Source organism: Rhodovulum sp., from assembly GCF_011048875.1.
Lineage (GTDB): Bacteria > Pseudomonadota > Alphaproteobacteria > Rhodobacterales > Rhodobacteraceae > Rhodovulum > Rhodovulum tesquicola.
In genome coordinates this window covers 1-9,702 of sequence record NZ_DSDD01000176.1, presented here as the reverse complement: position 1 = coordinate 9,702, position 9,702 = coordinate 1, and the positions used below count along the sequence as shown (strand labels likewise).

General features: G+C 66.2%; 6 protein-coding genes and 4 pseudogenes. 8 read left to right on the top strand and 2 right to left on the bottom strand.

What is annotated here, in order from left to right; all coding sequences use genetic code 11:
* The 8 genes and pseudogenes from ENN83_RS06135 to ENN83_RS06100 form a co-directional block, all read left to right on the top strand.
* Positions 1-666 (top strand): annotated as a pseudogene (locus ENN83_RS06135) (VWA domain-containing protein); the annotation flags it as partial.
* A gap of 302 nt (positions 667-968) precedes the next feature.
* Complete coding sequence (locus ENN83_RS06130) at positions 969-1,511, top strand: YeeE/YedE thiosulfate transporter family protein (protein ID WP_287185245.1); 543 nt, start codon at positions 969-971, stop codon at positions 1,509-1,511.
* A 1-nt stretch (position 1,512) separates the two neighbouring features.
* Entirely contained in the window at positions 1,513-2,115 is a 603-nt protein-coding gene (locus ENN83_RS06125; RefSeq protein WP_287185243.1) for a DUF6691 family protein, read from the top strand.
* Positions 2,116-2,242: 127 nt separating this feature from the next.
* Complete coding sequence (locus ENN83_RS06120; protein WP_287185241.1) at positions 2,243-3,229, top strand: XdhC family protein; 987 nt, start codon at positions 2,243-2,245, stop codon at positions 3,227-3,229.
* Between the two features lie 128 nt (positions 3,230-3,357).
* Positions 3,358-3,698: pseudogene (locus tag ENN83_RS06115) on the top strand (molybdopterin biosynthesis protein); the annotation flags it as partial.
* A 126-nt stretch (positions 3,699-3,824) separates the two neighbouring features.
* A pseudogene (locus tag ENN83_RS06110) lies at positions 3,825-4,327 on the top strand ((2Fe-2S)-binding protein).
* A gap of 47 nt (positions 4,328-4,374) precedes the next feature.
* Positions 4,375-6,741: pseudogene (locus ENN83_RS06105) on the top strand (xanthine dehydrogenase family protein molybdopterin-binding subunit).
* A 12-nt stretch (positions 6,742-6,753) separates the two neighbouring features.
* Positions 6,754-7,545: an FAD binding domain-containing protein gene (locus ENN83_RS06100; RefSeq protein ID WP_287185239.1), complete on the top strand. Its 792-nt coding sequence runs from the start codon at positions 6,754-6,756 to the stop codon at positions 7,543-7,545.
* A gap of 145 nt (positions 7,546-7,690) precedes the next feature.
* On the opposite strand, the gene ENN83_RS06095 is transcribed toward ENN83_RS06100, so the two are convergent.
* Entirely contained in the window at positions 7,691-9,031 is a 1,341-nt protein-coding gene (locus ENN83_RS06095; RefSeq protein WP_287185238.1) for a globin-coupled sensor protein, read from the bottom strand.
* A 191-nt stretch (positions 9,032-9,222) separates the two neighbouring features.
* A partial coding sequence (gene infC, locus ENN83_RS06090; protein ID WP_287185236.1) for a translation initiation factor IF-3 occupies positions 9,223-9,702 on the bottom strand: 480 nt, incomplete at its 5' end.

Sequence of the window (9,702 nt, the reverse complement as noted above, 5' to 3'; positions counted from 1 at the left end):
CCGGGCTTCCGGTCGGCCCCGGCCGGGTGATCGACGCGATCCGCGCGGTCGAGGCGGCGGGGTTCTCGCAGCGCGGGGATTTCTACCACACCCTCGCCGCCTGCTTTCTCTCGCGCCCCGAGCACCGGCAGGTCTATGATCAGGTGTTCCGGCTTTACTGGCGCGATCCGCGCTTCCTCGAACACATGATGAGCCTGATGCTGCCCTCGCTGCGCGGCGCGGCCGAGGAACGGATCGCGAAGGCCGCCGAGAAACGCGCCGCCGAGGCCCTGCTCGACGGGGTCGAGCGCGCGCTTCCCGAACCGCGGGACGCGAATCGCCTCTGCGTTGCATGCATTCAACCGCGACTGGTCGCGGCGGGTGCTGGGGCAGGGGGCGGTGGTGCTGCTGATCAGCGACGGGCTGGACCGGGACGAGGTGGACATCCTGTCGCAGGAGATGCAGCGGCTGCGCCTGTCGGCCCGCCGCCTGATCTGGATAAACCCGCTGCTGCGTTGGGACGGTTTCACGCCGAAAGCCCGTGGAAAAAGTGCGATGCTGCCGCATGTCGATTGTTTCCGGGCGGGCCATTCGATCCGCTCGCTCGAGGATCTGGCCCGGGCGATCACGGATGCCGGCGATGCCGGAGAGCGCGACCGGATGATGCTGCAGGTGCGACATTCCTGACCGGTTGATCCAGATCAAGGCCGCGGCGCAGCATAACCTGTACCCAGCATTCATCGTTTGCGGCGATGGGTGCAAGTTCCCGGTGCCTGTCCTGAAACCCGCAGACGCTCCCTGTGTTCTCCCAACGCAGGTTCCCTGGCGCCAGAGGGCCCTCCCTTCCTCGGTGCCGACTCACAGAAACGCCGTGGGCTCTCCCTCCCACGGCGTTTTTTCCTTGGCACGGCATCATTGGTCTGGATCGGTGCGATCCACCGTGCCAGAGTTGCCTTCGAAATGACGAATGTCACGAGGGGGACAACTCTATGGTTCTGAACTGGAAGATCGGCGGCCCGCTGTTGGGCATCGTGTTTTTCCTTGCGGTGCTGCTGGTCAAGCCGATCGGCGTGTCGACGCAATTCGTGGTCATCGACGGCGTTCTTTGGGAAAGGAACGCACCGGGCCTCATCACGCAGGGGCCGGATGGCGGCTGGACCTCGACCTATCCCTATTTCGCGAAATACGCCAAGGACATCGCCAATCCGGTCAACTACAGCGTGATCTTCGTCGCCGCGATGATGGGCGGCGCGTTACTCTCGGCGGTTGCCTTCGGGCGTATCCCGCTGCGCGAACGGTTCAGCCCGGCGCTGTGGAGCGCCAATTTCCGCACTGGCTGGATCGGGCGCTGGGTTCTGTCCTTCCTCGGCGGGGTGATCGTGCTTTACGGCGCGCGGATGGCCGGGGGCTGCACCTCGGGGCACATGATGTCGGGGATGATGCAGACCGCGGTCTCGGGCTATCTCTTTGCCTTCGGGGCCTTCCTGACCGCCTTTCCTACCGCCCGCATGTTGCTGAAGAAGGAGGCCTGAGATGGAGATCGCACTCGCAATCGGGCTTGGCGGGCTGTTCGGCATCATGCTGGAGCGTATCGGCGCGACCGATCCGAACTGGATCGGCCGGATGCTGAACCTGACCAATACCCATCTGATGAAGACAATCTTCGTGGCAATCGGCACTGCTTCGATCCTGATGTTCGGCGGCCAGATGCTGGGTGTGGTCGAGGTCGGCCACATGTCGGTCAAGGCGATCCATGTGGGCGTGCTGCTGGGCGGCGCAATTCTCGGCATCGGCTGGGCCATTTCCGGGTATTGCCCGGGCACAGGCGTCTGTGCGGCGGCGACCGGGCGGCTTGACGCGCTGTTCTTCGTCGCGGGCGGCCTGATCGGCGCGGGGGCCTATGCGCTCAGCTATCCGTTCTGGGAGGAGATCGGTTTCCTCAACGGCGAGAAATGGACCATCGGCGAGATTCCGGGGGCCAGCTATCCCGCGGCGCTGCCCGATCTGCCGATCACGGGCGACATGGTCGGCATCGGCATCGGGATCGCCTTCATCCTGATCGCGATCCTGCTGCCGCGGCGGTTGGTCGGCAAGGCCGCGCCTGTGACCGACGCGAAGGCCGAACCGGCCGAGTGAGCCCGCCCTGACAAGGGACAAGGGGCGCCGCGGGGACATCCCGCGGCGCCCTTTTCGTTCTGCGCAGATTCCCTCTGGCGAAGCCGCCCTGCCGCGCCCATTATCCCGCGAGGGAGGAAGGGCGCGCATGCAGACAGGCGATTTCGACACGATTCCGCAAACCGCGCTGGACTGGCACCGGGCAGGTCAGGGCGCGGTGCTGGCCACCGTGATCGAGACCTGGGGCAGCGCGCCGCGCCCGGTGGGCAGCCTCTTGGCGATCTCGGGCGAGGGCGGTATGGCGGGTTCGGTCTCGGGCGGCTGTGTCGAGGGCGCGGTGATCGCCGAGGCTCTGGAGGCGTTGGGCGACGGGCGTCCGCGCCTGCTGGATTTCGGGGTCGGCGATGATGATGCCTTTGCCGTGGGGTTGGCCTGTGGCGGGCGCATCCGGGTGCTGGTCGAACCCGTGGGCGCGGCCATGCCCGAGGCGTTGCTGGCCGATCTGGTCGCCGCCCGCGCGGCACGGCGCGCCCTGGCCTATCTCGTCGATACCGAAAGCTGGGAAAGGCGGCTGGCGGGGCCGGAGGATGCCGCCCTCGGTCCGCAGATCGCCGAGCGCATGCGCTCCGACCGCTCGGGCTTCGAGGGGGCGTGCTTCGTCGCGATCCATAACCCGCCCTTGCGGCTGGCCGTCATCGGTGCGGTCCATATCGCGCAACCGCTGGTCGCAATGGCGCGGCTTGCAGGCTTTGCGCCGACACTGATCGACCCGCGTCCCGCGTTTGGCTCGGCCGAGCGGTTTCCGGGCGAGACCATCCTTGACGACTGGCCCGATGCCGCGCTTGCCGTTCATGGGCTTGATGCGCGCACGGCGGTCGTGACGCTGACCCATGACCCCAAGCTGGACGATCCCGCGATCCTGGCCGCGCTGGGCTCGGACGCCTTCTATCTGGGCTGCCTCGGCTCGCCCCGGACCCATGCGAAACGGATCGAGCGGCTACAGGCGGCGGGCATCGCGGCCGAGCGGATCGCCCGCATCCATGCACCTGTGGGCCTGGATATCGGCGCGCGCAGCCCGGCCGAGATCGCGGTTTCGATCATGGCCCAGATCGTCGCGACGCTGAGGACGGGCTGATGCGCTTCGGCGCTGTGGCGCCTGACGAGGCCGAGGGGGCCATTCTGGCCCATTCGCTGCGCGTCGGCGGGCGGATGCTGAAGAAGGGCCTCGTGCTCGGGAGGGCCGAGATCGCCGCGCTGACCGCGGCGCTGAGCGTGTTGCCGGGCGAGATCGCGCTGATCCTGACCGGCTCGGCCACTTCGGATGTGCAGGATACCGGTCCGGCGTCGGTGCGCGCGGCGGCCGGCACGGTCACGCGCTTCGGGATGCCGGTCGATCCGGGCAACCTGCTGTTTCTGGGCGAACAGGGCGGGCGGCCGGTGATCGGCCTGCCGGGATGTGCCCGCCGCCCTGCCTGAGCGGGGCGGACTGGGTGCTGGAACGGATCGCCTGCGGGCTGGGCATCGGCCCGGACGAGATTGCCGCGATGGGGGTTGGGGGGCTTCTGAAGGAGATCCCGTCGCGGCCGCAGCCGCGCGAGGGCTGAGGCCCGGTTTCGCCTGGCTCCGTCAGCCTTATTCGACGCGAAGGCCAGACCAGAGCATGCGCAAATCAACGGTTCTCAAACCCTGTTCCCCATGTTTTGCTCGGCCCGGATAAAGGGAGGATATCGATGACCACGGTCAAGATGACCGTGAACGGCAAGGCCGTTTCCCGAGAGGTGGAGGAACGCACCCTGCTGTCCCAGTTCCTGCGCGAGGGGCTTGGCCTGACCGGCACCCATATCGGCTGCGACACCAGCCAATGCGGGGCCTGCGTGGTGCATGTGAACGGCAGGACGTGAAATCCTGCACCACCTTCGCATTGGAATGCGAGGGCGCCGAGGTCCGCACCATCGAGGGGGTGGCCAATCCCGATGGCTCGCTCTCGACGATCCAGCAGGCGTTCCAGGATCATCACGGGCTGCAATGCGGCTTCTGCACGCCGGGCATGGTGATGACGGCCTCGGCGCTGCTGGCGAAGACCCCGCGGCCCAGCGAGGCCGAGATCCGGCATTACCTTGAGGGCAATATCTGGCGCTGCACGGGATATCACAACATCGTCAAGGCGATACTGGCAGCCTCGGGACAGGATGTCAGCCATCTGGGCCACGGGGACGCGGTGGCCGCGGAATAGGCGTCCGGCGAGGGCGCGCAGCAGACGGATTTTCCAGGGAGGATATCATGCCGAAAGATCACGGCATCGCCGCCAGCACCAAGCGGCGCGAGGATGTGCGGTTCCTGACGGGACGGGGCGCTATACCGACGACATCAACCTGCAAGGACAGGCCCATGCCTGTTTCGTGCGCAGCCAAGTGGCGCATGGTCGGCTGAACGGGGTGAACACCGACGCCGCCGCCGGGATGCCCGGCGTCATCCGCGTCTTCACCGCGGCCGATTTCGAGGGTGTGGGCGGGCTGCCCTGCGGCTGGCAGGTGACCGACCGGCACGGCGCCCCGATGCAGGAACCGGGCCACCCGGTTCTGGCCACGGGCAAGGTGCGCCATGTGGGCGACCCGATCGCGCTGGTCGTGGCTGAGACCTATGACCAGGCGCGCGACGCGGCCGAGGCGGTCGTGGTCGATATCGAGGAACTGGAGCCCGTGCTCGACAAGAAGGCTGCACTCGCCGAGGACGCGCCCAAGAGGTGCATGACGAGCTGACCTCGAACCTCTGCTATGACTGGGGCTTCGTCGAGGAGAACCGCGAGGCGGTGAACAAGGCGTTCGAGACCGCCCATCACGTCACCACGCTCGATCTGGTCAACCAGCGGCTGGTGCCGAACGCGATGGAACCGCGCGTGGCCATCGGCGACTACAGTTTCGCCACCGACGACTCGACGCTGTACACCACCAGCCAGAACCCGCATGTGATCCGGCTGTTGATGGGCGCCTTCGTGCCGGGCATCCCCGAGCACAAGCTGCGCGTCGTGGCGCCCGATATAGGCGGAGGGTTCGGTTCCAAGATCTTCCACTATGCCGAGGAGGCCGCCATCACCCTTGCCGCCCGGCAGTTGCGCCGCCCGGTCAAGTGGACCTGCACCCGGTCGGAAAGCTTCGTCACCGACGCCCAGGGCCGCGACCACGTCACGCGGATCGAACTGGCGCTGGACGCCGAGGGCCATTTCCAGGCGCTGCGCACCGAGACCCATGCCAACATGGGGGCGTATCTGTCGACCTTCGCGCCTTCGATCCCGACCTGGCTGCATGGCACGCCGATGGCGGGGAACTACCGCACGCCGCTGATCTACGTGAACGTCAAGGCGGTCTTCACCAATACCGTGCCGGTCGATGCCTGTCGCGGCGCGGGTCGGCCCGAGGCGACGTTCCAGCTGGAGCGCGTAATCGACAAGGCGGCGCGCGAGATGGGGATCGACCCGGTCGAGATAAGGCGGCGGAACTTCATCACCGAGTTCCCCTATGCGACGCCCGTGGCGGTGGAATACGACACCGGCGATTACAACGCGACGCTGGACAAGCTTCTGGAGATCGCGGATGTCGCGGGCTTCGAGGCGCCGCTGGCGCAGAGCAAATCGCGCGGCAAGCTGCGTGGCCTCGGGATCAACTGCTACATCGAGGCCTGCGGCATCGCGCCCAGCCATCTGGTCGGCCAGCTTGGTGCCCGCGCGGGGCTTTACGAAAGCGCCACGGTGCGGGTGAACGCAACCGGCGGTCTGGTGGTGATGACCGGCAGCCATTCCCACGGGCAGGGGCACGAAACGTCCTTCGCCCGGGTGGTGGCAGACATGATCGGCATCCCCGACAACATGGTCGAGATCGTGCATGGCGACACGGCCAACACGCCGATGGGTATGGGCACCTATGGTTCGCGCTCTCTGGCCGTGGGGGGCAGCGCGATGGTCAAGGCGACGAACAAGATCATCGCCAAGGCAAGGAAGATCGCGGCCCATCTGATGGAGGTCAGTCCCGAGGATATCGAACCCAAGGACGGCAGGTTCACCGTGGCGGGCACCGACAAGTCGGTGGCCTGGGGGATGTGACGCTGGCGGCCTATGTGCCGCACAATTATCCCCTTGTTGAGATCGAACCTGGGCTGGAAGAGACCGCGTTCTACGATCCGAACAACTTCACCTACCCGGCAGGCGCCTATGCCTGCGAGGTCGAGCTCGACCCCGAGACCGGCCGCGTCACCATCGAACGCTTCGCCGCGGCCGACGATTTCGGCAATGTCGTCAACCCGATGATCGTCGATGGCCAAGTCCATGGCGGCATCGCGCAGGGGATCGGGCAGGCGCTGCTGGAAACCACGACCCATGACGAATACGGCCAGCTTCTGTCGGGATCTTACATGGATCACGCCATGCCGCGGGCCTCGGACGTGCCGTTCCATGCGGTCAACCATTCCTGCCAGACGCCCTGCACCCACAACCCGCTGGGGGTCAAGGGCTGCGGCGAGGCCGGTGCCATCGGCAGCCCGCCTGCCGTTGTGAACGCGGTGGTGGATGCGCTGCAACGGGCAGGGCACAGCCATATCACCCATATCGACATGCCGCTGACGCCTTTGCGCGTCTGGACGGCGATGCAGGGCTGAGGAGGATCACGCATGTATGCTTTCGAACTCGTGCGCCCGGCGACGCTGGACGAGGCGGTAAAGGCCCTGGGCGCCGAAGAGGCGCAGGCGCTGGGCGGGGGGCAGACGTTGATCCCCACGCTCAAGCAGCGGCTGGCGGCGCCTGCGAAACTGGTCTGCCTGGGCGGGCTTGCGGAACTAAAGGGGGTCTGTATCGCCGATGATGGCGCGGTCTGCGTGGGGGGCGCGACCCCGCATGCCGTGGTCGCGGCCGAGGCGGCGGCGCATTACCCGGCGCTGTCGGCGCTTGCGGGCAATATCGGCGATCCGGCGGCGCGCAATCGCGGCACCATCGGCGGGTCGCTGGCCAATAACGACCCCTCGGCCTGCTATCCGGCCGCGGCGCTGGGCTCTGGCGCGACGATCCGCACCGTCAACCGCGACATCGCGGCGGACGATTTCTTACCGGGCGTGTTCACCACCGCCCTCGGGGATGGCGAGATCATCACCGAGGTCCGTTTCCCGGTGCCCGAACGCGCGGCCTATCAGAAGTTCGAGCAACCTGCCTCACGCTTTGCGCTGGTGGGGGTGTTCGTGGCGAAATACGCCGACGGCGTGCGTGTCGCGGTGACCGGCGCCTCGGAAGGGGGTGTGTCCCGCTGGGCCGAGGCCGAGGCGGCGCTTTCCGGCGCTTTCAGCGCGGGCGCCATCGCGGGGCTGTCGCTGGACGCCGACATGATGATCGGCGACCTGCACGGTTCGCCTGAATATCGTGCGCATCTGGTCAAGGTGCTGACCGGCCGGGCCGTCACCGCCGCGGGCTGAGCAGCGCGACGCGCAATCAAATCGAGCCTCCGCCGGTTGGACCGGCGGGGCCGTTCTTGCCCCTGGAGCGTAGCAGGGCGTCATGGCTTGCCAGCGCAAGGAACATTGGACGCGCCGACGCAGCCAACGCCCCGCGGAGCGGTTGTCAGGCCGCGCGCAGCGATCCGAGGAAGATTCGCACCCGTTCCGACAACGTCACCGTTTCGCCCGAGACGGTGGCCACGGCGTCCTTCAGTGTGCCGGAGGTGGTGCTGGTACGCTCGACCCGCGTCGAGACGTCTTGGATCATGCCTGCCATTTCGTTGCTGCTGGCCGCGGTCGATTCGGCATGCGAGGCGATGTGTTGCGCCGCCTGTTTCTGTTCGTCCGCCGCGGTCCGGATGCTTTCCGTAAAGCCCTTCACCCGCCGGACGCTTTCGCTGATCTCCGACATCCGTGCCGCCATCGTGCCGCTTTCGGTCTGGATCCGGTCGATGCGGTCGGTGATCGAAGTGGTCGCCTCGCTGATGCGCTGGGCAAGCGCCTTGACCTCGAAGGCGACGACGGCGAAGCCCTTGCCCGCGTCGCCAGCGCGGGCGGCCTCGACGGTGGCATTGACGGCCAGCAGGTTGGTCTGGCGTGCGATCGAGGAAATCAGGCTGACCACCTCGCCGATTTCCTCGACCGCGGTCTGAAGCGCAACCACCTGATCCGTCGACGCCTCGGCCTCGGCGGCAGCGTTGACAGAGGCCGAGGCGGCCGCGACGACATCCTGAGTGATCGAGGAGATCGAGGCTGACAACTGTTCGATCGCGGCGGCGACGGACTGGGTGCTGGTCACGATCTGGCCCGCATTGGCCGAAACCGACCCCGCCCCCTGCCGGGCGCCCATGATTTCCGTATCGAGGCCGTTGGCAGCGCTGTGCAACTGGCTCATCGACGCGTGCAGCACATCGACGACCCGACCGACCTCTGCCTCGAAGCTTTCGCCGAGGGCATGGATCCGGCCTTCGAAGGCTTCGGTCTGGGCGTCCTGGAAGCCGGTGATCGCCAGCTCGATGTCGAGCAGGAGTGCGCGGCTGAGCGCGTCCACCAGATCATTGGTCCTGCTCTGGCCCAGGAAGGGCAGGATGCTGCGGGTTTCTGCGGCCAGCATCTTTTGCAGCCGCGCCGAAACACGCGCGTAAGAGGCGACGTAATGACGGAACGGCAGGCCGATTCGGAAGTGAACCCGGCCAATCGTGTCAACGGCCTTGAAATAGTCCTGTGTGAAATCGTTGGTGAACAGCCTGATCCAATGCTCCTTCTGCTTGGTCTTGGCATGAAGGCGAAGCCCCGGCTTCTTGAAGAAGGCGGACCATTCGGGCGCGTTGTCGACATCGGTGTAGAAATCGTCGAGCATCTCGTCGAGATGCGGGATGATGATCTTGCCGGCGTCCTTGAGCGAGTCCCGGGTCGTACGGTCAAGGCCGTAGGCCCATAGGCGGGTGGGTTCACGTTTCTGCATGATGGGGCCGGCCCTTTTTTGGGAGGATTGGCAGCTTTCTTCTCCCAACAAAGCAGCAAGATGTTGACCGCGCGTTACCGTCACAGAGGCGAATTGAAGGCATTGCCCCGATATTTGGCGGGAGCGTTACCCAAAGAGAAAGGGCCGTCCCCGTGGACGGCCCCCTGCAGATCCGGCCATGGCCAGGGCGGCTACTTCAGCGGCCCGATCATCATCACCATCTGACGCCCTTCCATCTTGGGCATGTTCTCGACCTTGCCAAGTTCCTTGACGTCCTCGGCCACCCGTTCCAGCAATTCGCGCCCGAGATTCTGGTGCGCCATCTCGCGACCGCGGAAACGCAGCGTCACCTTCACCTTGTCGCCATTCTCGAGGAAGCGCATGACGCTGCGCATCTTGACCTCGTAGTCATGGGTGTCGGTGTTCGGGCGGAACTTGACCTCCTTGATCTCGATGATCTTCTGCTTCTTGCGAGCCTCGGACTCGCGCTTCTGGCTTTCATACTTGAACTTGCCGAAATCCATGATCTTGCAGACCGGAGGCGTGGCGGTCGGCGAAATTTCGACGAGATCAAGCCCCGCTTCCTCGGCCAAGGCCATTCCCCGTTCGGGGGTCACGACACCGATGTTCTCGCCTTCCGCGCCGATGAGGCGGATCTCGGGGGCACGAAT

What these genes read in the sequence shown, in the direction of transcription:
- ENN83_RS06130 (WP_287185245.1), top strand. Translation starts at nt 969, where the DNA reads ATGGTTCTGAACTGGAAGATCGGCGGCCCGCTGTTGGGCATCGTGTTT.
- ENN83_RS06125 (WP_287185243.1), top strand. Translation starts at nt 1,513, where the DNA reads ATGGAGATCGCACTCGCAATCGGGCTTGGCGGGCTGTTCGGCATCATG.
- ENN83_RS06120 (WP_287185241.1), top strand. Translation starts at nt 2,243, where the DNA reads ATGCAGACAGGCGATTTCGACACGATTCCGCAAACCGCGCTGGACTGG.
- ENN83_RS06100 (WP_287185239.1), top strand. Translation starts at nt 6,754, where the DNA reads ATGTATGCTTTCGAACTCGTGCGCCCGGCGACGCTGGACGAGGCGGTA.
- ENN83_RS06095 (WP_287185238.1), bottom strand. Translation starts at nt 9,031, where the DNA reads ATGCAGAAACGTGAACCCACCCGCCTATGGGCCTACGGCCTTGACCGT.